The 19,654-nt window shown below is 45.7% G+C and carries 19 protein-coding genes; 7 read left to right on the top strand and 12 right to left on the bottom strand.

The features are described 5' to 3' along the window. Positions 1-115: 115 nt before the first annotated feature. Entirely contained in the window at positions 116-3,172 is a 3,057-nt protein-coding gene (gene amt, locus OA79_RS08515) for an ammonium transporter (RefSeq protein ID WP_063332808.1), read from the top strand. Here amt and OA79_RS08510 read toward each other — a convergent pair. The 11 genes from OA79_RS08510 to zigA all read right to left on the bottom strand — a co-directional run bounded on the left by OA79_RS08510 (position 3,147) and on the right by zigA (position 13,162). Beyond that, the gene (locus tag OA79_RS08510; RefSeq protein WP_063332807.1) at positions 3,147-3,524 is read right to left on the bottom strand and encodes a Na+/H+ antiporter subunit G; all 378 of its coding nucleotides are present in this window, start codon (positions 3,522-3,524) and stop codon (positions 3,147-3,149) included. The genes amt and OA79_RS08510 overlap by 26 nt on opposite strands. A 9-nt stretch (positions 3,525-3,533) precedes the next feature. Then, positions 3,534-3,803: a K+/H+ antiporter subunit F gene (locus OA79_RS08505; protein ID WP_063332806.1), complete on the bottom strand. Its 270-nt coding sequence runs from the start codon at positions 3,801-3,803 to the stop codon at positions 3,534-3,536. After that, a complete protein-coding gene (locus tag OA79_RS08500; RefSeq protein WP_063332805.1) occupies positions 3,797-4,282 on the bottom strand; it encodes a Na+/H+ antiporter subunit E in 486 nt (161 codons plus the stop codon). The genes OA79_RS08505 and OA79_RS08500 overlap by 7 nt, the downstream gene beginning before the upstream one ends. Then, on the bottom strand, positions 4,279-5,790 hold the full coding sequence (locus OA79_RS08495) for a monovalent cation/H+ antiporter subunit D (protein ID WP_063332804.1): 1,512 nt from the start codon (positions 5,788-5,790) through the stop codon (positions 4,279-4,281). Before OA79_RS08495 ends, OA79_RS08500 begins: the two co-directional genes overlap by 4 nt. Then, positions 5,791-6,159 (bottom strand): Na+/H+ antiporter subunit C, encoded by a 369-nt coding sequence (locus tag OA79_RS08490; RefSeq protein WP_063332803.1) that lies wholly within the window; start codon positions 6,157-6,159, stop codon positions 5,791-5,793. Then, positions 6,159-8,957 carry a monovalent cation/H+ antiporter subunit A gene (locus tag OA79_RS08485; RefSeq protein WP_063332802.1) on the bottom strand — a complete coding sequence of 933 codons (2,799 nt, stop codon included), beginning with the start codon at positions 8,955-8,957 and terminating at the stop codon, positions 6,159-6,161. The genes OA79_RS08490 and OA79_RS08485 overlap by 1 nt, the downstream gene beginning before the upstream one ends. Positions 8,958-9,420: 463 nt before the next feature. Continuing rightward, a complete protein-coding gene (locus OA79_RS08480; RefSeq protein WP_082825427.1) occupies positions 9,421-10,026 on the bottom strand; it encodes a Yip1 family protein in 606 nt (201 codons plus the stop codon). Between the two features lie 343 nt (positions 10,027-10,369). Beyond that, positions 10,370-10,558, bottom strand: a complete 189-nt coding sequence (locus OA79_RS18060) for a DUF1289 domain-containing protein (protein ID WP_082825426.1) — start codon at positions 10,556-10,558, stop codon at positions 10,370-10,372. Positions 10,559-10,598: 40 nt separating this feature from the next. Next, the gene (locus OA79_RS08475) at positions 10,599-11,042 is read right to left on the bottom strand and encodes a hypothetical protein (protein WP_063332801.1); all 444 of its coding nucleotides are present in this window, start codon (positions 11,040-11,042) and stop codon (positions 10,599-10,601) included. A gap of 139 nt (positions 11,043-11,181) precedes the next feature. Continuing rightward, positions 11,182-11,913 carry a PIG-L deacetylase family protein gene (locus tag OA79_RS08470; protein WP_063332800.1) on the bottom strand — a complete coding sequence of 244 codons (732 nt, stop codon included), beginning with the start codon at positions 11,911-11,913 and terminating at the stop codon, positions 11,182-11,184. Positions 11,914-11,965: 52 nt separating this feature from the next. Beyond that, a complete protein-coding gene (gene zigA / locus OA79_RS08465; protein ID WP_063332799.1) occupies positions 11,966-13,162 on the bottom strand; it encodes a zinc metallochaperone GTPase ZigA in 1,197 nt (398 codons plus the stop codon). A 313-nt stretch (positions 13,163-13,475) separates the two neighbouring features. Between zigA and OA79_RS08460 the strand changes: the two genes are divergently transcribed. Genes OA79_RS08460 through OA79_RS08435 form a run of 6 tightly spaced genes read left to right on the top strand, consistent with a single transcriptional unit; the run spans position 13,476 to position 18,807 of the window. Then, positions 13,476-14,054 carry a DedA family protein gene (locus tag OA79_RS08460; protein WP_197465375.1) on the top strand — a complete coding sequence of 193 codons (579 nt, stop codon included), beginning with the start codon at positions 13,476-13,478 and terminating at the stop codon, positions 14,052-14,054. Between the two features lie 8 nt (positions 14,055-14,062). Continuing rightward, on the top strand, positions 14,063-15,187 hold the full coding sequence (locus OA79_RS08455) for a hypothetical protein (RefSeq protein ID WP_063332798.1): 1,125 nt from the start codon (positions 14,063-14,065) through the stop codon (positions 15,185-15,187). Between the two features lie 42 nt (positions 15,188-15,229). Further along, a complete protein-coding gene (locus tag OA79_RS08450; RefSeq protein ID WP_063332797.1) occupies positions 15,230-15,826 on the top strand; it encodes a DinB family protein in 597 nt (198 codons plus the stop codon). A 2-nt stretch (positions 15,827-15,828) separates the two neighbouring features. Next, the gene (locus OA79_RS08445) at positions 15,829-16,584 is read left to right on the top strand and encodes an NRDE family protein (RefSeq protein WP_063332796.1); all 756 of its coding nucleotides are present in this window, start codon (positions 15,829-15,831) and stop codon (positions 16,582-16,584) included. A 10-nt stretch (positions 16,585-16,594) separates the two neighbouring features. Then, positions 16,595-17,035: a YHS domain-containing (seleno)protein gene (locus OA79_RS08440; protein ID WP_063332795.1), complete on the top strand. Its 441-nt coding sequence runs from the start codon at positions 16,595-16,597 to the stop codon at positions 17,033-17,035. A 20-nt stretch (positions 17,036-17,055) separates the two neighbouring features. Then, on the top strand, positions 17,056-18,807 hold the full coding sequence (locus OA79_RS08435; protein WP_063332794.1) for a lysophospholipid acyltransferase family protein: 1,752 nt from the start codon (positions 17,056-17,058) through the stop codon (positions 18,805-18,807). 104 nt (positions 18,808-18,911) lie between these two features. Here OA79_RS08435 and OA79_RS08430 read toward each other — a convergent pair whose 3' ends face one another. After that, a complete protein-coding gene (locus tag OA79_RS08430) occupies positions 18,912-19,328 on the bottom strand; it encodes a CBS domain-containing protein (protein ID WP_063332793.1) in 417 nt (138 codons plus the stop codon). Positions 19,329-19,654: the final 326 nt, after the last annotated feature.

The following is a 19,654-nucleotide window of genomic DNA, read 5'->3' as shown; positions in this document are numbered from 1 at the left end:
AAAACAATGGTTGATAGGTTGTATTGCTTTTTAAATGAACCACCAGGTTCATTTTGTGTGTCACGTTAATTTTCGCGTGTATTATTTTGGTGCGTTATTACTTTTTAGGGTGAGCATGACGGATTTTATTTGGTTGTTAGTCACTGCCGCATTTGTTTTTTTAATGCAGGCGGGTTTTTTATGTTTAGAAAGTGGTCGAATTCGCAGTAAAAATAGCATTAATGTGGCGGCCAAAAATATTTCCGATTTTATTTTATCCACCACGTTATTTTGGTGTTTTGGTTTTGGCATCATGTTTGGCGAATCGGTTTTTGGTGTGTTTGGTCGCAGTGAATTTGCATTTGATGAAGATCATACGCCATGGCAAATCAGTTTCTTTATCTTCCAAATGATGTTCTGTGGCACCGCCGCAACATTAACCTCTGGTGCCGTGGCAGAGCGCATGACCTTTATCGGGTATTTGGCCGTTACTGCCATCTTGAGTGCCTTAATTTACCCTATTGTTGGGCACTGGGCGTGGTCGGGCATCTATGATGCGAATGGGCCGCAAGGTTGGTTAGAACAATTAGGTTTTATCGACTTCGCAGGCTCAACCGTCGTTCATTCGGTTGGTGGCTGGGTGGCATTGGCTGCGATCATGGTGATTGGTCCAAGACTGGGTCGCTTTGAACAAGGCATTCGTCTACCGCCTGGTAATAATCTTCCCTTGTCTGCGTTAGGGGCGTTGCTGATCTGGTTTGGTTGGTTTGGTTTTAACGGTGGCAGCACGTTGGCACTGACCAACGAGGTGCCTATGATCATTTTGAACACCTTTATCTCAGCGGCTTGGGGCGGCTTAATTGCCGCTGGTTTAAATTATCTTCGTGACGGCTTTGTGGAAGTGGGGTTTGTACTGAATGGCACCATTGCAGGCTTAGTCGGCATTACCGCATCCTGTCATGTGGTCTCACCTGGGGACTCCATTTTGATTGGTGGCGTATCCGGTGTCATTGTCTATTACGGTAGCTTGTTGATGGAGAAATGGCGACTGGATGATGCGCTTGATGTGGTGCCGGCGCATTTATTTGCAGGTGTTTGGGGCACGCTTGGTGTGGCGATATTTGGTGACCAAGCACGGATTGATAATGGTTTAGGCTTCTGGCAGCAACTTGGTGTGCAATCGTTAGGTGTGTTGGTGATTGGTTTGTATTGTTTTTTGGTTGGTTACTCTTGTATCTGGCTACTAAATCGCGTGATGCCGTTAAGGGCCAGCAAAGAACAAGAGGAGCAAGGTTTGAATGTGGCAGAACACAGAGCCACAACAGAATTGTTGGATCTGCTGACCTCCATGCAATATCAGCAAAACAATGCTGACTTTTCCAAACCTGTACCAGAAGAGCCCTTTACCGAAGTCGGGCAAATTGCCCGTAAATACAATCAGGTCATTGATCGTGTGAGCAGTGAAATTGCTCAGCGTGATGATGCCTTAATGCGTTTCCAAGAAAGTGAAATGCGCAAGTCGGCGATTCTAAACTCGTCAATGGATTGCATTGTCACCATCAACCGCTTCGGTTCTGTGATCGAGTTTAATCCTGCGGCTGAGCGAACCTTTGGCTGTTTAAAAAAGCAGGTAGAAGGCAAGAGTTTCATTGGTCTGTTTGTTCTGGAAAAAGATCGTAAGAAAATCTTTGAGAGTTTGAATTCAGGTTTTGCGTCGTCCAGTGGCTTGATTTTAAACCGCCGCAATCCGTTTCGTTTACAGCGTAGCCCAAACCATGACTTCCCAGCAGAAATTGCCATTACTAAGGCAAATACTGATGCGGTTTCAGACAGTGAATTTACCTTGCATATTCGAGACATGACCAAGCATATGAAATTGCAGGAAAGATTAAAATTTTTGGCTTACAGTGACCCTTTGACTGGCCTTTATAATCGAACTTATTTGATGGATGCCTTGGTCAGTGCGCTGTTGTTTGCCACCAAGCAAAAAACGTCAGTGGGGTTGCTCTTTTTAGACTTAGACAACTTCAAAATCATCAATGATACATTGGGTCATAAAGCCGGTGATGAATTGCTATGCGAAGTGGCTAGGCGTTTATCTATGGTGTCGGGCGAGCAAGATGTCATCGCCCGATGGGGCGGTGATGAGTTTGTTTTTATGGTGACGGAGAATGTCACTGAAGCCATGTTACAGGAACGCGCCGAACACATTTTGCAAGCCATGCGAGCCCCCGTACACATTGAGGCACAAGACCTTACTATTCCAACCAGTATTGGAATTACTTTTTCGAACCAGAACAGTATTAATGCGGATCGACTCATTCAGCAAGCGGATATTGCCATGTATTATGCGAAGGATAAAGGACGAGATAATGCGCAGTTCTTTACGCCTGAAATGGCGAATGTGGTAACGAAAAAGTTTGGCTTCGACAAAGAAATTAATGACGCATTAGTATCCAGTCAGTTTGCTTTAGTGTTTCAACCAAAAGTAGATCGTGATGGACAACAGATACAGGGGTTGGAAGCGCTGATACGTTGGCATCATCCTGAAAAAGGCTTTATTTCCCCTGCTGAGTTTATACCGATAGCTGAAGAGTCGAGTTTGATTGTCAAAATCGATGAATGGGTGATTGATCATGCTCTTAAACAAATGAGTCAATGGCGAGCGCAAGAGTTAGACATGGTGCCAGTCGCGGTGAATTTGTCTGGCCGTCATTTGGTGTCGGACTCTTTGGTGCCGTATGTCGCTGATCGATTAGCAAAGTACCAGATTCCTGGCAATATGTTGGAGTTTGAAATCACCGAAGGGGTATTGTTACAGGATATTCAACGCTGTGTTGAGGTATTAAGGGAGTTAAAAGCCCTCAATATCAAGATTGCCATCGACGATTTTGGAACCGGCTATTCGTCTTTGAGCTATTTAAAACGTTTGCCTTTGGATACGTTGAAAATCGATCAATCGTTCGTAGAAGAATGCGATACGCACACAGAAGATGCCAAAATTTGCGAAACCATCATTCATTTGGCGCATAACCTAGAGTTGATGATTGTTGCCGAAGGCGTAGAAACAGCCTCACAAACAGATACGTTGGCATCCTTAGGTTGTGAAATATTTCAAGGTTATTATTTCTACAAACCTATGTCAGCGGATGCCATACCGTCGTTGCTTAATCAGCGTCTTGTGTTGAGTTAGGTGCTTGCCTTTCTCGGATGCTGGCCATTAATGCTTGGCCTTGGGTTTTCTCAAGGGCTTTGGTTCTATGATGCAACGCGGTTTTGGCAATCATGTTTGCGGCAACCGGCGCGGTAATGAGCAAAAATAAGGTGATCAAAAACTCTTGAATGGACAAAAAGCCTTTCGAGTAACTTTGGTAGATCATAGACGCGACTAATACACCAGTGATGCCCAAAGTCGAGGCTTTCGTCGGACTGTGTAAGCGCATGTAGATGTCCGGTAAGCGTGCTAAACCATAAGAGCCAACCAAGAGAAACAAACCGCCAATCAGCAGACACACACAAATGATAATTTCGAGATAAAGTGGCATATTCTTATCCTATTCAATAATGTCGCCGCGAAGTAAGTACTTACAAAGTGCTGCGGTACTAACGAATCCGAGCATGGCGATGAGCAAGGCGGCTTCAAAATACAAAGCCGTATTGGCGTAAATGCCGTACAAAAGAATCAACGCAATGGCATTAATGTACATGGTGTCGAGAGCCAGAATGCGATCAGACACAGTGGGCCCAACCATTAAACGCCATAGGTTTAAAATCAAGGCGACGCAGATACAAATGGCAACAATGACGATGGTATAAGTTAGCATCCAAATATCTCCTTGATTGGTTTTTCGTAACGTTGTTTGACGGTCTCAATCAATTCGCTTCCGTTGTCCAGATGTAACGCATGAATATACAGCCATTGCTTGTCTTCAGATACTTCAGCACTGACCGTACCAGGGGTTAATGACACAGTACTGGCCAGAATGGTAATACCAAGATCAGATTGAATGTTAATCGGAATGGCCACAAAGCCTGGTTTCAGTTTTTTGACTGGACCAATGATCCATAAGGCCACTTCGACGTTGGCTACCACTATGTCTTTCATCACCATTAGTACATAACAAATGGCTTTCCAAGGCTTCAGGATTTTTGGGTGCTCGTCACGCATACCATTGACCAGCATTGGTATGGTAATGGCGAAAAATAACGCTAACACTATGTGTCCGACACTCATTGAGTTATTCAGTAATAGCCATACGACAAACAGCAGAACCGTATGGAATGGCATAGGCAGAAATTTCATCGGCTCACCCCCGGGATTAAGTCGTAGGCTGACGATTGAATGTCATGCAAAGCCGTCGCGGCTTGCAAGGTGTATTCTGTGATTGCGCCACCGAAAACCACTAACACTGGTGCAGCAAGTAAGAGCAGTGCCACGGCGGCTATTTCGCTTTTTGACGCAGGTTCCGCATCATTTGATGTCGAGCCGCTATGTCGCCAGAACAAAGTCGTGCCCGCACGGGAGAAGGTCACCAAAGCGCCCAAACTGCCAATTAAGATTAATGGCCACACCCACATGGTTTGCACGGAGGATTGCGTTGCCTGCAAGATCATCACCTTGCCAACAAAGCCGGAGAATGGCGGCATGCCAACTAAGCTCAAAGCCACAATGGCGAATGCAAAGCCCATTAGCTTAGGTTGAGTAAACATACGAGATTTGACGAACCGGTCTTCCGCTTGGCCTCTTTGACGACTAATTAGGTCTGCCAATAAGAATAACGCGGCTGAGGCTAACGTACTGTGTACCATGTAATACAATGCGGCCGAAGTGGCTTCAACGGAATTGATCGCGGCACAGGCGAGTAAACTACCGCTGGATACAATCACCAGATTGGCGCTTAGGGTTCGAACACTTGGGCTGGCTAATACACCAATGCTACCAATGGTGATGGTGAGCAGCGCCAGTGGCCAGAGCCAAGGCGTGGCAATGTTTTCCAGTTCGCCGGCGTGTTCTCCGAAAATCACGGTATACACTCGGAAGATACTGTAAAGGCCGACTTTCGTCATAATGGCGAACAATGCCGCGACAGGAGCCGAGGCGCTGGCATAGGTTTTTGGTAGCCAGAAATGCATGGGTAACATGGCGGCCTTTAAACCAAAGACAACCAATAGGAACAAGGCGCCTGTTTTGGCGAGGGTGGCATTTTCCCCTTGTAACTGACCGACCTTGATGGCCATGTCGGCCATGTTTAAGGTGCCTAGCGTACCGTAGAGTATGCCTAAGCCAAATAAGAATAGGCTGGAGCCGACTAAGTTTAGGATCACATAATGCACGGTCGCTTGAGTTTTCTGCTTACCGCCTGCGTGAATTAATAAGGCATAGGAGGCGATCAGTAACACTTCAAAGAACACAAACAGGTTAAAAATATCACCAGTTAGAAAGGCACCGTTGATGCCCATTAATTGGAACATAAACAACGGATGAAAATAGGCGCCACCTTTGTCCTTTCCTGCTATGGCGTAAAGCATGACAGCAAAGCCAAGGAAAGAGGTGAGTAACACCAGTAAGCTGGATACTCGATCGGCCACCAACACAATGCCAAAAGGCGCTTGCCAGCTACCCAAAGCATAAAGTTCCGTGCCAGTGGTGTCGATTTGATACAGCAGTAACGCTGAAGAAATCAATAAAAACAAAGTGCCAATGACGGAACTGATTCGTTGCGAGTTAATGTCTCTCGAAATCGGAGGCAGCAACATAATCGCGCCAAACAACAGCGGGATTAAAATGGGAAAAATGCTCAAATGCTGCATTTATTTATTGCCTCCAGACGACTTATTTGACACTTCACTTGGTAGTTTGGGCAAGTTGCCATCCACATGGTCATTGCCCAAGTCTGCGCGGGCTCGCATGGCGAGGATAACCGCGAAGGCAGTCATTGCGAATCCAATGACAATGGCGGTTAGCACTAGGGCTTGTGGTAGCGGGTCACTGTATTGTTCCGACTCACCTAAAACGGCGGCGGCGTTTAATTTTAAGCGACCGCTGGCGAACAAGAATAAGTTCACGGCATAAGACAGTAGCGTCAAACCAATCACGACAGAAAAACTGCGACCACGTAAGGTTAAGAAGATGCCGCAAGCGGTGAGCAATCCGACACAAAATGCGTATAGACCTTCCATTAATCGTGCTCCTTTTGAATCGGACGTTCGCTGGTGGTCAGTTGGCCGAGGTTAGCGAGAATTAACATGGTCGCACCGACCACGGTTAGGTACACACCGAGATCAAAAATCATGGCGCTGGCCAGTTCGAATTTGCCAATCAATGGTAAATAGAAGTAATCAAACCAAGTGGATAAGAAAGTATGTCCGAACACCCAGCTACCAAGCCCACTTAAGGTGGCGATGCCAATGCCTGAACCAATCATGACCTGATAATCCAACTTGATTCGTGTTTTGATCCACTCTACACCGTGCGCCACGTACTGTTGAATAATGGCAACTGAGGTAATCAAACCAGCAATGAAACCACCGCCCGGTAGATTGTGACCGCGCAAGAATATATAGGCGGAAACCAACAGAGCCAATGGCAACAGACTTTGTGAAATGACCGCCAATAAGATGGGATGACGATCCGTTGACCAGGCCAAACCATTATCATCCGACGATGGCATAAACAGCTTCATACGAGCCACTAACTTATATATACCCAATGCCGCGATACCTAATACAGTGATTTCTCCTAAGGTATCAAACCCCCGGAAGTCCACTAGGATAACGTTTACTACATTGGTACCACCGCCACCGGTTTTACTGTTGGCCGTGAAGAAAGTAGAGATGGTGTCTAAAGGTCGAGTCATTAACGCATAACTGATGGTGCCAACGACGCCGCCAATTAGCGAGGCCAGTCCTAAATCTCGAACAACACGGCGTGGCGACGATTCCTTAGGAGTTTTTTGCGGTAAGAAGAAGAGCGCCAAAATCAATAGGATGACGGTAACGACCTCGACGGAAAGTTGCGTCAAAGCCAAATCAGGTGCTGAAAATTGAGCAAAGGCGAGAGAGACGATTAACCCAACCACGGATAAGGTTAACAACGCCACTAATCGTCTTCTGTGCCAAATGACCGTCGCCAAGGCGGAAATGGTCAGCAGCACCGCACAGGTAATGGACAACGCATCCACAGGGATTTCGGGACGTTGTCCTGCTGTGGTATTCAATTTCATTAAGGAGGATGCGGTCATCACCACCGCAAAGGCCAAGGTGAAGAAAATATAACGCTGTAAGGAACCGTTTTCAGTCACCGCAATAATGCTTTTGGCTTTATGGGTAATGTATTGCACGATGCTTTCAAAGACCAGTTTTGGATCACTGGCAGGAAATTGCGCCTGAAACTTAAATAAGTGAATGCGGTTATGGTACATGTAAAGACCGCCAACCAAGGCCACCACACTCATTAACAGCGGGAAGTTGAAGCCGTGCCAAATAGCAAGGCTGTACTCTGGAGCTGGGGTGTTTAAGGCCGCACTGGCGGCAGCGTAAAGTAGGTCACCGACCACTAAACTTGGAAAAATGCCGACCAGCAAACAAAGAGCCACTAATATTTCGACGGGCACACGCATGTAGCGCGGCGGCTCATGGGGTGTTTTGGGCAAATTAATGGGCTCACCGTTGAAAAACACGTCGTGAATAAAGCGCGTTGAATAAGCGACCGCAAATACGCCACCCAAGGTCGCGAGTACAGGGATAAACCACGACAAAGACCCTAACGAAGCTTGGTGTAAGGTCTCGGTGAAGAACATTTCTTTTGATAGGAAACCATTTAACAAGGGGACACCAGCCATTGAGGCGGATGCCACCATCGCCAGCGTGGCGGTATACGGCATGTATTTCCACAATCCATTTAGCTGGCGCATGTCTCGGGAGCCTGATTCATGATCAATGATACCCGCCGCCATAAATAAAGAGGCTTTAAAGGTTGCGTGGTTAATAATGTGGAAGATCGCGGCCACCGCGGCCAAGTCAGTTCCCATGCCTAACAACAGGGTAATGAGTCCTAAATGACTGATGGTGGAATTGGCCAATAAGCCTTTCAAATCATGCTGGAAGATGGCGATATAAGCGCCGACCAAGAAAGTGGCCAAGCCGGTCAAACTCACAATCAAGAACCATAGATTGGTATCTGCTAAGGCCGGATAGAATCGTGCCATTAGGAAGATGCCCGCTTTTACCATGGTGGCTGAGTGCAAATAAGCACTGACGGGTGTGGGGGCCGCCATGGCATTGGGTAACCAAAAATGGAAGGGGAATTGAGCTGATTTGGTAAAGGCACCGATTAAAATCAGTACCACAATAATAGGGTAATTGGCGCTGGCTTTAATGAAGTCGCCACTGTCCAGAATGTCTTGAAGATTAAAGCTGTCAACCGTGTTGCCCAAGATCAACAAGCCTGCCAGTAATGCTAAACCGCCAGCGCCAGTGACGGTTAATGCCATGCGGGCGCCTTTGCGGGCTTCGGTTTTATGTCCCCAGAAACTGATCAGCAAAAAGGAGCTGATGCTGGTTAATTCCCAGAAAAACCAAATTTGAATGAGGTTATTGGATAACACCACACCAAGCATGGCGAACATAAAGAGGATCAGATAAGCATAAAACTTGCCGATGGAGTCTTTTGCTGAAAGATAATAGCGAGCGTATAAGATGACGAGTAAGCCGATACCGAGAATCAAGATGGCAAACAGCAGTGCAAGTCCGTCCAATCGAAACGAAAGGTTTAGACCGATGGCGGGTATCCAAGGCAAAGCCTCTTGAAAGCGTTCGCCTTGAAAAATGTCGCCAGCATAAGACAGCACGAGTAATAAGGTTAAGGCTGGGAGTGCTGCCGTCAAAAAGGCACAAGCCGTTCGACTATAGCGAGCACTAAGAAGCGGAACCAGAGTCCCTAATAAAGGGAGAAACGGTAGCCAGATCAGTGAACTCAAAGGGATAACTCCTTCCAAATTAACGGTAAAACAGAGTCAATACAGAGTGTGAGCATGATGTTAATCCTACATTCAGCCTTATCAACGTGTTCTGTGATCATACTATGTTTGGTTCGTCCTTGCCCGACAAACCCTTACCTACAGAGATAACAGTGAAAATAGCACAGATTGCGATTAAGAATAAGTAGAATTGAGAGAGTGAATGGCAGAAAAAGTTCCGTCGATTGCCGTATTTTTCATTAACTTAGAGTGATTGCAGCGAATAAAGTGAGGCGTTGTTTTAAAGAGGTTGAGTCACCAGCTGTCATGAGTGGCTTCGTTATCAAAAAGCAACTCACAGGGCTTTCTCGGGGATAGTCCTGTTATGGCACGAGGAAACGTATTTTCATTAAGAAAGGTCTAACTAGGTTTGTCGTCATTAATAGAGTCATGGGTACGACAAACCTAGTTGGGTGGAGTGACTTTAAAAGAACTTCCAGATAATGCTGTGCTCAGAGCCTAGGCTCCAAATGAGCACCACCGCGGCCAATAAGGCTTCCAAAACCAGTACACCAATACCAAGAGTGGTACTCGATAGAATGAAGCCTTGTTTGTTACTGATGCCTAAGAAACTAGGCGTGCCTCGGTAAAGCAGATAACCGGTATAGATGATACCGACCACACAAGACAATAAACACAGCCAGATAATGGGATAGACCGCGACGAGGCCACTCAAGAATAAAGGTGTCGCGATGTAGCCAGCAAACACAATACATTCTTGACGTGGTGGACGATTCGCATGATTTCGTGCCATCCAGTGAATCACACTGCCAACGGCGGCAACAGCGACTAGGATCAGCGCATAAAACAGCAGACCAAGCCCTAAACCATCCAGCATAGAGACTTTTATGGATTCATTGCCTATGGTCCAGCCAAATTGTGTGGTGCCGATAAAAGTACTGACCACAGGTATGGCAGCCATCCAGAGCACATGGTGGTAAAACATGTGACTCACCGACTCGTGTTCTTCGTTAATCGCTCGCCACTCTTTATCCGGATGATGGATAAGACCCCAAACATGATTGATCATGGATTCCCCCTTGCTTTGAAACAAAGCTTAAGTGTGTTGGAAAAAGTCCTGATACAGCCACGCCCAAATTTTTGTGGCTTTCCATCAGTATAGTTGCATACGCAGGAAACGTCGGAAGGGTTAATAAAATTTTATTATAAAGAGGTGCGTTTTAATATCTTATGGCGTTATAGGCAGAGGTTCTTCATTGTTTTTTGGTCGAGCGAATGGTTGTGGCGTTTCTTTTTATTTGATGAATCTGACGCAGAAAAATCGTTTGTGATGAAGGTGTAGAGTATAGAAGGTTTGTTGTTTATTTGTCCTTCTACGTGGTAGTGTTTTTCGTGATTTTGTGGTTTTTTTGTTATTCGGTAGGGTGGTTTTTTAATTGATGCAATCTTTTCTTGAGGGCTTTTTCGAGTAAATTCTTGTTATACGGTTTCATCGTTTTCCACTGCTGGCATTCTTGTCGAGTTCGAGCGCAACCAATACACCAACCTTTCGGGCCAGAAAATACACAGACATCAATACATGGACTTTTTTGAGACTTCATTTTTTTACTTCCACACCACTAGGATTATTCTCTGTTGAACTTAAGATCCAAGCTCTTGTAACGCTTGCTCTATACTCGATTCAAGTTTGCTCAGTTGACTCAATTCATCATAAAGACGTTGCTCTAAATTCTTGAAATTGAGCGGCAAGGTTTTTTGCAGAATATGATGATCTTTGGCAATGATTTGATAGCCTTTCCAGCTTTTTATACGCTCTTCTTCAAGCTCTAAAAAGCGCTGCGTAAACTCACTTCTTGATGGACAGTCTTCTTCTGCATGCAAGCAAATTGGAAAGGATTTTTGTTTGATTTGAGGCGCTTCAATGTAGGTTTCGAAGTGAATTCCACCTTGATTATGATTATGCCAACTGGATTTATAAAGTTGTAAGTAAGGTCCGCGATTATAGATTTCCCAATCGTCTTCAAACCATTTCGATTGTTTAAGCTTTTTTTCAAGGTTACGGAAAATGCTTTTAATGTCTTTCATGGTGTTGTGGACCTTGTTTGGGTCTTTTGTCCTTAGGTGTTTCGCTGTTTGGCTTGGCTAATAGGGTAATGTCTATCTAGGGGGAATGTACATCGCCCTGATCTCGATGTGAAGATTTAGGCGATAATATTCGACGTGGCTACAGCTCATCAACGGTTCGAGGGAAAACAGACTGGAACCCTTCGGCATATTCTGTGTGGCGTCCGCCCGCTTGACCACCCGAGTTACGGCGAAAGTGGTTGCCTCTGTTTTCGGCGACATTAGTATAAAATTGCCAGAGATGTTCTTGACCCTGCATACATTCAATGGCGGCTTTTTTCTTCTGCCACACTTTAGTGATGTCTAAAAAAGTATCTGGTTTCCAGCCCATTTGCTCTGTTTGGTGAGGTTCAAATAAATACAATTGAGGGGCTCCGAGTACCTTTTGGCCAGGTTTATGTCCCCATGCTTGAGCCACCATGCGGGCTTCCAGCACAAAACGAGTGGTGTTCATGTGATCGGTATTGTAAGGATCCCACATGGAATGACTCATCATAAAGTCAGGCTGTACCGAGCGAATGGTATCAACAAGACGATCACGAGCTTCAGGGGTAAAATCTAACGGGTAATCGCCCATGTCAAAAAATTGTATATCATGTACCCCCAGTGCACTGGCCGCGGCTTCTGCTTCTTGTTGGCGTGCTTGTTTTACGTTCTCTATATTCATGCCGTCTTGTTTCCACAGCTTGGCACTTTCGCCTCGTTCACCGTAGGATAGGCAAACCACGGTTACCTCATATCCTTTCTCGGCATGAAGGGCAATGGCACCACCCGCACGCCAAACAAAATCTGCGGCGTGAGCGCTGATGATAAGGGCTGTTTTGTTGTTCATTGTTTGTGATCCTTTTTCATTATTGGGTAATCGTGTCGATAGAGTGTTGTCGTTAGGCTGGTTGCCAAATTGGGAAAGGGTCTTGCAAGGCTGTCCAGTATTCTTTGCCTAGTAGTACTTCGTCTTGGCTTAAAAGGCAGGCATCCAATGCTTTGATCATGCCTTGTTGATCCAAGTCTTGCCCAATAAAAACCAGTTCTTGACGCATATCGCCAAAGGGTTCTACCCAGAGTTTCTTAATGGAAGCCAAGTAGTCTGAATCGGTAGGCCAGTTCTCCTTTGGTATAGCGCGCCAAAACACCCCTGCAAAACCATGCCGAGCAATACTCCCCGCTTGGCTCCATTGGCCAGCGAGAGTTGGTCGCGATGCAAGCCAGAAATACCCTTTCGAGCGGATTAATTTACCGAACTGATTAATTGAGTGTATGAATTGATGAAACTTCTGCGGGTGAAAAGGACGGCGTGCCTGATAACTGAAACTACTGATACCATACTCTTGCGTTTCTGGAATGTGCTCCCCGCGCATTTCTTTTAGCCAACCTGGTGCTTGCTGAGCCCGCTGGAAATCAAATAATTTGGTGTTGAGCACCTTATCGATGTTCACCTTGCCATGAGTAATGGGGATGATCTGCGCGTGAGTGTTAAGTGTTTTCAGGATCGCTGTTAAATGTGCAATGTCGGTTGTGCTAACCAAATCTGTTTTGCTGATTAGAATGACGTCTGCAAACTCCACTTGATCTACCAATAAATCGGAGACACTGCGTTCATCCTCTTCTCCTAATGATTCCTCTGTGTCCTGTAAGTATTTGGTGTCGTTGTAGTCTTTCAGAAAATTGACCGCATCGACCACAGTGACCATGGTGTCTAGAGTAGCGACATCGGATAGAGATACTCCCTTTTCATCTGTAAAGGTGAAGGTTTCAGCGACCGGTAAGGGTTCAGATATCCCCGTTGATTCAATCACTAGATAATCAAATTTCTCTGCTTCTGCCAGCCTAGCGACTTCCTCTAATAGATCTTCTCGCAAGGTGCAACAAATACAGCCGTTGCTCATTTCGACCAGCTTTTCTTCATTGTGATTGAGGGAGACCTCATTCTGTATGATTTCAGAATCAATGTTGATTTCACTCATGTCATTAACGATCACCGCCACTTTTTTGCCTTGGCGATTGTTCAGAATGTGGCTCAGGACGGTAGTTTTACCGGCACCAAGAAAGCCTGAAAGTACTGTGACGGGTAATGGATTCATCGGCAGGTCTCATTTTTATGATTTATTTATGTTATAACATAGCAATTTGTAGTCTGGCAATTCTCCTGTCTGATGGCTTCTTTCAGCATTAGGTCGCGCGCTTCCTTCTGCACTCCCTTCTTTTGATACTACTGCTCTCAGCTCCGATGCATCGCTCATAAAGATTTTTAAGCGTTGGATTTGGAGAATGATTTTTGAATTGTTTCTGCACAGAAAAGAAGAGTTAGCGAAATAAAACGACATTCACTGTAATAAATCATTTTATGCCAACGACTAATTCTCAATATCGACACATGACGGCCAGGGCAAAACATTGTTAGAAGCGCTTCAATCCATGCTTGATGATCGAACGACATCCGTAACTTGGCTGTTTATAGGCATCATTTTGCTTTCTTATGTATTGGAAGACTTGGCTATCGTGACCGCGGCGATTCTGGCGTCACAAGGCAACCTGCCAATCAGCTGGGCGCTATTGGCGATTTTTATTGGCATTGCGACGGGGGATTTAGCCTTGTATGGGTTGGGGCGAAGTGGTCGGCGTTTTCGTTGTGTGCGGCTGAAATTATTGAAGATGCCTTATTTTCCTATGGCCAAACAGCGCTTTGAAACGCACTTGTTCTTGAACCTTTTTATTATCCGGTTTGTACCAGGGTTGAGAACTGTCGGCTTTACCTTGTCTGGTTTTCTGGCGTTGCCAGTTGGCCTGTTTTTTGGCGCAGTGGTTACCGCGACAGCGCTTTGGAGTAGTTTGGTGTTTGGCATTATTTACACCTTTGGCCAGCAAACTTGGTTGGTCGCGACACAATACCAATGGCTGCTAATTCCAGTGGCTTTGCTCGGTTTGTTAAGTGTGAACCGATTGATTAAAAAGACATATTTGAAAGGTTGTTGATAAGTAATATGACGAAATGTTCATTGATCCCTGCACATAAAGTGAATGGCGGTATGCCGACATTGGAAGAAGACTCGAAGCGAACGATTTCGCCCTATGAGTTTTTACCCACTTGGTTTTTTTACACGCCAGTGGTGTTGCAGAGTATTTTTCAGGGGATCTACTATCGTGACTTTCGATTGCCTTTGGTCGCCAATCCAAGCATCAAATTAAGCGGTATGGTCGGAGAGTCAAAGCATGACATTATGAATTTGGCGGGCAGTCTGGCGTCGAGATGGATTGCCACTTATTGCGTAAGAGAGAAAAACCAATCGCCAATAGAGCAGCAATTAAGTGCCGCGTTAGCCGAGTTGAAACAGCATAATATTCCTTTCCCTTTGGTGGCAAAACCGGATTTGGGGTGTCGAGGGGTTGGCGTCAAACTGTTGCAATCCGCAGAGCAATTGGCCGATTACATTCGATCTTTCCCCCTAGATGCACGCTTTGTTCTGCAAGAAAAAGCCCCTTATAAAGCCGAGGCCGGTGTGTTTTATGTGCGCCAGCCAGGGCAGCAAAAAGGTGAGATTTTCTCCATCACATTGAAGTATTCCCCTTCGGTTGTAGGGGATGGTCAACAGACGTTGGCCAATCTGATTGAACGTCATCCTCGAGCCGGAAAACTGCGGCATTTATATCTACCGCGCCATCAAAATATTCTTGATTGGGTGCCTGAAGCAGGCGAAGAGTTTCAATTAGCTTTTGCGGGCAGTCACAGTCGAGGGGCCATTTTTCGTGATGGTAACCAATACATTACGGAAGCCTTAACACGTAAGTTGGATTTGTTACTGAAAGACGTAAAGGGCTACTACTACGGTCGTTTAGACATCAAATTCGACAACCTTCATGATTTTATGCAAGGTGAAAAATTCACCATCTTAGAACTCAATGGGGCAAGCAGTGAGGCTGCTCATATCTGGGATAGAAATGCGTCCCTGCCAAGTATTTTTAGTGTGTTACTTAAACAGTATCGCTTGTTGTATTCGATTGGGGCAAAACAAAAGAAGCGCGGCCATCAGCCTCCCTCTTTGCGTCACTTACTGGCCGCTTGGCGAGAAGAGAAGCAACTCACTAAAGAATACCCAACGACAGACTGAGCTTTTATGAGGTCATTTAAACGCACTGGAAAGAGAGCCGATATGATTCCAATACTGAACAGTGAACGCCATCAGCAAACCGGTTTTAATAGCGAATTGGCGGTCATTCAAGGGTGTATTGATTCCCTAAAGCAAGGTGAAGCGTTTTTGACTTCATTGACCAGCGAGCAATATTTAGCGTCTGCGGAACCTTATGTTACCAGCAGTATTGGAGAACACTTCCGGCATCTCTTGGATGTGTATCAAGGGGTTTACCTAGGCGTCTACTCGAAAGAGGTTGGAGCCAGCTTGGCTACTCATCCGGCAAGGGTGATTGATTACAATCAACGTCGTCGTGGGCACCGAGTCGAAACTTGCCGCCTGCAGGCTTTGGCTGAAATCGAAGAGTTATTAACTTGGCTTGAGAGTTTGACGGTGGACGATGTGAAAGCGCCTGTACAAGTTATCTCGGAAGTGTCTGTTAGTCAAACGCAATCCGCCGAAATGTGTTCCACCTTGGAAAGAGAGCTGACCTTTATCGCGCTTCATGCAAACCATCATTTTGCTATGACCAAGGTCACCATGACATTACTGGGTAGTCATGTGGCAGCGGATTTTGGTTTTGCCCCAGCGACGCTGACTTACATGGGGAGGTCATAGCAATGTGTTCTGTTAGCTGGTGTATTAATGATCATGGTTATCAGATTTACTTTAATCGTGATGAACAGAAAACACGTCCTGTGGCGCTACCACCTAAAAGACTGCAATTCTCTGGTGTCAATGTCTTGATGCCAATTGACCCGGTTGGGCAAGGCAGTTGGATTAGTACCAACGATGCTGGCTTGAGCCTGTGTTTACTAAACAACTATCAAGGCAAGATGCCAGCAACCCCCTTGATAAGCCGAGGCTTATTGCTCAGCCGATTGGCCAAACATACTTGCCTTAATGACGTTGAGCAGGCGTTGCGCAATATTAGGCTTAACAAGTTTGCGCCCTTTATTTTGTTGGCTTTTGATCTCAGCCTTTGCGAACAACAAGCCCCCGCGCGAGCCTTTCATTGGGATGGTGACGCATTACGCATTGATGTCATGATGTCGCCAGTGTTTTCTTCTGCTGTGGCATTAGGACCGGTTACTGAATACCGCAATGCGGCGTATCAAGCGATGGTAGCGGCTGATACGAGTCATGCCGCACGCATAGCGTTTCACTGTCATCACCATGAAAAGCAGGGGCATAAGTCGATCTGTTTGCATCGTGAAGATGCGCAAACCGTTAGCTTTACCCATGTGTCGGTTACCCCAACAGAGCAATACATGAGTTATGTCGCAGGTTCGCCCTGCGATCAAGTCACACCAAGTAGTTTAGCGAACAACGGCCTCACTCTATCGAAACAAATGACGATGTCTGAGGCTTCCTGAGGAGCACGCAATGAAAAAACTGATCGCAATTTTTAGCCTTTTAATCTGTCCGTGGGCGTGGGCTGAAGCGCCTATTTCAACTGGCTATTTTAGTAATAAAGCCCTCAGTGGTTATGACACGGTGGCGTATTTCACGGAGCAAAAGGCCATTGAAGGCCATGCCAAATTCAAAACCGAATATCAGGGCGCAGATTGGTATTTCGTCTCGCAACAGCATTTGGAAATGTTCTTAGCTGAGCCTGAAAAATACGCGCCACAATACGGTGGTTATTGCGCTTGGGCGGTTTCTGCTAACAACAGCTTCGCTTCTTCTGATCCTGAGCAGTGGGCCATTGTCGATGGCAAGTTATATCTCAACTATAACAAATCTGTAAAACAAAAATGGGATGCTGATCGTCGTTTGCACATCAATCAGGCGGATCAGAATTGGCCTGAAATGATGCCGCAGTAAGCCAGCAAAGAGAGAAGAAGATGATAGATAGTCCATTTCGTTTGCCCAGAGTAACGCCATTTGGTCTTGGTGAAAGGTGTGTTGAGTGGTTGACGGGGTTGAGTAAGCTGGATGCTTTATATCAGCAGCGTACACCAACACAGTCCAGCTTTGAGTTTATGAATTACACTCTCAAAGCCTTGGATATTGATTATCAATTGGCATCCGGTTCCTTACAAAATATTCCCAAACAAGGCCCCGTTGTGATTGTTGCGAATCACCCGTTAGGCGCGATTGAAGGCGTCATTGTGGCGGATTTGCTGGCTGGGGTGCGTCAAGATGTCAAAGTGTTGGCAAATGAAATGCTTAAGCGTTTGCCTGAAATTCGCGACCTCTTTATTGGTGTGAATGTGTTTGGTGGTAGTAAAGCCGCCAAAACCAACAGTGTGGCCATTCGCGAGGCTAATCAACATTTGGCTGAAGGCGGCGTGCTGGTGATCTTCCCGGCAGGAGAAGTGTCTAGTTATGCTAAAGGCAGCAAGGTGTTGGCCGATGTGGCGTGGCGTCATTCGGTGGCGAAATTTATCAATCGTAGCCAAGCGGCTGTGGTGCCAATTTTTATTGATGGACAAAATAGCCCCATGTTTTATCGCGCGGGGCGAATTCATCCATTCTTGAGAACCGCCATGTTAGCAAAAGAATTGCTTAATAAGCGGGCTCAGCGTATTCGTTTGTCAATTGGACAAGCCATTGATTATGCTGAATTAAAAGGTTTTAGTGACGAAAAAGATTTAGTCCATTACCTGCGACTGAACACCTATTTATTGTCGTCTGATACCCAGCAACAAAACTTGCCTAAAGTCATTGCGCCACTGGCGACCGAGTGCTTATTAAAAGACATAACAGCATTACCCTCTGAGGCTTTGTTATTCGAGCAAGGGGATTTTGCTGTGTATTGTACTGGTCGCGCTCAACTGCCCAATGTCATGCAGGAAATTGGACGCATTAGAGAGCAAAACTTTCGTGCGGTTGGTGAGGGCAGTGGATTAGCGTGTGATCTGGATGAATATGATGATTACTATCAGCAATTGTTTGTGTGGCACAAAGTAGATCAAAAAATTGTGGGAGCGTATCGTTTAGGCTTTGTGGATCAGTTGCTCAAGGAAAAAGGGCTACAAGGCTTGTACTCGCGCAGCTTATTCCAATATGACCAAGCTTTCTTGGCCAGCATGGGAAAAAGCATTGAAGTAGGGCGTTCTGTGGTGGCTGAAGCGTATCAAAAGAATCTCAACTCTTTATTGATGTTGTGGAAAGGGATCGCCGCTTTAGTTGCACGTCACCCACAATACACGCATTTGTTTGGGCCGGTCAGTATTAGTAATGATTACAGCGATAGCGCACGACAGCTTATGATGCAGACCTTGTCTTTACATCATTATGACCAACAAAGAGCGAAACTGGTCAAAGCGTCCACACCGTTGGCACAGAATACGACCGACTTTTGGCAACCGAATCTTTTGTCGGCTTTAGCCAGTGTTGAGTTGTTATCTAAGATACTGGCGCGCATGGAGCAAGGTAAAGGTTTGCCAGTGTTGCTTAGGCAATACCTTAAAATGAATGGTAAATTGATCTGCTTTAATCTGGATCACGATTTTAACGATGCGTTGGATGGCCTGATTATGGTGGATTTGACTAAGGTGCCACTCAAAACCTTAGGGAAATACATGGGGCGAACACAGGCAGAAGAGTACCTTAATCAACATGCTGGTGCTGAATCTGACTTACCTCAGTGAGGTGCCATGTATTTTCACCTATTCGTCGTAACGAAAAATGCGCTTGAGCAACAACGTCCGTAGCTTTGTCACGAAGGGGAGCTTCGTGGCTGAGAGGGCCGAGGCTAAACAGGCACAGCGATTTCCAAATCAGCCAGCAAGGCTTTGGTTATGTGATAGCGTGTGATGATGCCTATAATGCGCCCTTCTTGTACCACTGGGTACACCTTAGGTTTGGGTTCCGCCATCATCTTGGCGATTTCCATAATGTGATCATTAGGGCTGACACTAAGCACATTAGTCTGCATCACTGAGCTGACGTCTTTTGGCTTTTCACTGTAATACGCGCTTTGCATCAGCGCGGGTAAAATATCTTGCTCTGACACAAAACCTATCAAATGCCCTCGCTTATCAGCCACCGGTGCGCCCGGTAAACGGCGTTGCGTCAAACCTTTTACACAATCAATGATGCTGGTGTCAGGGTAAACGTAATACGCGTCACGCGACATAATGTCTCTCACAAAGAGGGTACCTGTTTTCATACTTATTTCTCCCAGCCAATGCTTACTTTTAGTGTAGAGCGAGACGCGCCAAATTGCGTAACTGGCGTGAGACTTTTATGGTCAGTATGAGAGTTTGAAGTATTAGGAGTGGGTGTGCTTTGCGTGATGGTGGGTTGGGTAAATAGTGGAAAGGCTATGAGTTTTCGTTACACACCAAATAAAAAAGCCACCCGAAGGTTAATGCTGTTCACTTAAGGGTTGAATTTAATTGAATAGCCTCAGAAAATCCGATTAAGCTTTCTTAATCGGATTTTTTTTGTGTCTATTCAACAGTTACTTCTCAGCATCGATGAGCTCCACTCATT

The organism is Marinomonas sp. TW1, from assembly GCF_001625355.1.
In the GTDB taxonomy this organism is placed as follows: domain Bacteria; phylum Pseudomonadota; class Gammaproteobacteria; order Pseudomonadales; family Marinomonadaceae; genus Marinomonas.
This window is presented reverse-complemented; position numbering and strand designations above follow the sequence as displayed.

Bases quoted from the DNA above. Each gene is read 5' to 3' on its own strand.
- amt (WP_063332808.1), top strand. From the start codon at position 116: ATGACGGATTTTATTTGGTTGTTAGTCACTGCCGCATTTGTTTTTTTA.
- OA79_RS08510 (WP_063332807.1), bottom strand. From the start codon at position 3,524: ATGCCACTTTATCTCGAAATTATCATTTGTGTGTGTCTGCTGATTGGC.
- OA79_RS08505 (WP_063332806.1), bottom strand. From the start codon at position 3,803: ATGCTAACTTATACCATCGTCATTGTTGCCATTTGTATCTGCGTCGCC.
- OA79_RS08500 (WP_063332805.1), bottom strand. From the start codon at position 4,282: ATGAAATTTCTGCCTATGCCATTCCATACGGTTCTGCTGTTTGTCGTA.
- OA79_RS08495 (WP_063332804.1), bottom strand. From the start codon at position 5,790: ATGCAGCATTTGAGCATTTTTCCCATTTTAATCCCGCTGTTGTTTGGC.
- OA79_RS08490 (WP_063332803.1), bottom strand. From the start codon at position 6,159: ATGGAAGGTCTATACGCATTTTGTGTCGGATTGCTCACCGCTTGCGGC.
- OA79_RS08480 (WP_082825427.1), bottom strand. From the start codon at position 10,026: ATGATCAATCATGTTTGGGGTCTTATCCATCATCCGGATAAAGAGTGG.
- OA79_RS18060 (WP_082825426.1), bottom strand. From the start codon at position 10,558: ATGAAGTCTCAAAAAAGTCCATGTATTGATGTCTGTGTATTTTCTGGC.
- OA79_RS08475 (WP_063332801.1), bottom strand. From the start codon at position 11,042: ATGAAAGACATTAAAAGCATTTTCCGTAACCTTGAAAAAAAGCTTAAA.
- OA79_RS08470 (WP_063332800.1), bottom strand. From the start codon at position 11,913: ATGAACAACAAAACAGCCCTTATCATCAGCGCTCACGCCGCAGATTTT.
- zigA (WP_063332799.1), bottom strand. From the start codon at position 13,162: ATGAATCCATTACCCGTCACAGTACTTTCAGGCTTTCTTGGTGCCGGT.
- OA79_RS08455 (WP_063332798.1), top strand. From the start codon at position 14,063: ATGACGAAATGTTCATTGATCCCTGCACATAAAGTGAATGGCGGTATG.
- OA79_RS08450 (WP_063332797.1), top strand. From the start codon at position 15,230: ATGATTCCAATACTGAACAGTGAACGCCATCAGCAAACCGGTTTTAAT.
- OA79_RS08445 (WP_063332796.1), top strand. From the start codon at position 15,829: ATGTGTTCTGTTAGCTGGTGTATTAATGATCATGGTTATCAGATTTAC.
- OA79_RS08440 (WP_063332795.1), top strand. From the start codon at position 16,595: ATGAAAAAACTGATCGCAATTTTTAGCCTTTTAATCTGTCCGTGGGCG.
- OA79_RS08435 (WP_063332794.1), top strand. From the start codon at position 17,056: ATGATAGATAGTCCATTTCGTTTGCCCAGAGTAACGCCATTTGGTCTT.
- OA79_RS08430 (WP_063332793.1), bottom strand. From the start codon at position 19,328: ATGAAAACAGGTACCCTCTTTGTGAGAGACATTATGTCGCGTGACGCG.